1 protein-coding gene is annotated in these 1,354 nt (G+C 60.7%); it reads left to right on the forward strand.

The genetic code is table 11. The features are described from left to right. Positions 1-44 precede the first annotated feature (44 nt). A partial coding sequence (locus tag AC3WQZ_RS35650; protein WP_492302161.1) for a UvrD-helicase domain-containing protein occupies positions 45-1,354 on the forward strand: 1,310 nt, incomplete at its 3' end.

Below are 1,354 nucleotides of genomic sequence, written 5' to 3' on the forward strand. Positions count from 1 at the left end.
TTGAACCGGCACCAAGTGCCACTTACTGCCACACTGCGATCGCCATGTCGCTCGAAAAGGTATTGGAAGGACTGAACCCGGCCCAGCGCGAGGTGGTCGACCTGCGTCAGCACTGCGTCGCCGTGGCCGTGCCAGGCGCCGGAAAGACGGCGACGATTGCGGCGAAGGCAGCCGTGCTGCTCGCCAACCCAGACGTGACGGTGGGCGCGGTAACGTTCAGCAAGGACGCCGCGATCGAATTGCGTGACCGTATCCTGGGGCTAGCCGGCGCCGATGCCAAGAAGCGACTGCTCGCGGGCACCTTCCATTCGCTGGCCTATAAGCAACTCGGGAAGGGAACCGGAACCGGCAAGCTCATCGATATCGTTCACGACGGCGTTCGGTTCGCTATCGTCGGGCAGATCCTGCAGGAAGGGGGATTTGATGGGAAGGTCGAGGACGCGATCGCCGCGATTGAGCGCGCCAAGATGCAACTGTCCGACCCGCCTTCAGGAACCGCGGAGGCTCAGTTGTATGAGGCCTACCAGAGTGCCCTGGCCCGGAACGGCAAGATCGACTTTCAGGACATGCTGCGGTTGGCTGTAGCTGGGATGCAAAGCGGAACAATTGCGCCCTACCGTATGACGTACCTGCTTGTCGATGAGTACCAGGATTGCGACAGCTTGCAATCACGCTGGACGGCGCTGCACGCGGCTGCCGGTTCGATCGTGACGGTGGTCGGGGACGATGATCAGTCGATCTACGGATTTCGAAGTGCGCTCGGATTTCGGGGCATGGAAGCATTCATCAAAGAGTTCGACGCGCGGTCCGTCATCCTCGGGAAGAACTACCGCTCACATGCCGAGATCCTGGACATCGCGGATCGTGTCATTCGAAACAATAAGGACCGTATCCTGAAGGAGCTGGTAGCCCATCGCGGGCCAGGCGGCGCCATCGAGTTCAAGCGTTTGGAGGACGAGTACAAGGAAGCGGTTTCAGCTGTTGAAGCGCTGACACCGGTTTTGCGGGCTGGCAAAACGGCGGCCGTGCTGGCGCGGACGAACCGCATTCTCGATCCATTGGAGGCCGTCTGCCGCTCGCACGGCGTCAAGTACTACCGGGCAGCCGGCCGCTCTATCCTCGATCGCCCGGAGGCAGCGTTGATGGGGGACCTGCTGGAACTGATTCAGAAGTACAAGGCCTCTGGCGTCGATGCCCTGCTAGGTTTCGCCGGAATTGGCTTGCATGAGCTACATCTGCTACACACGCAGACTGCGGCGAAGCCGGAGGGATCGATTCCGCGAAAGAAGGACCTGGTGCAGGCCGGGATCGCAGAATCAACAGTCGACAAGTATCGCGACTTCCTGAAGAAGCT

It is taken from the genome of Cupriavidus sp. FW305-26 (genome assembly GCF_058787975.1).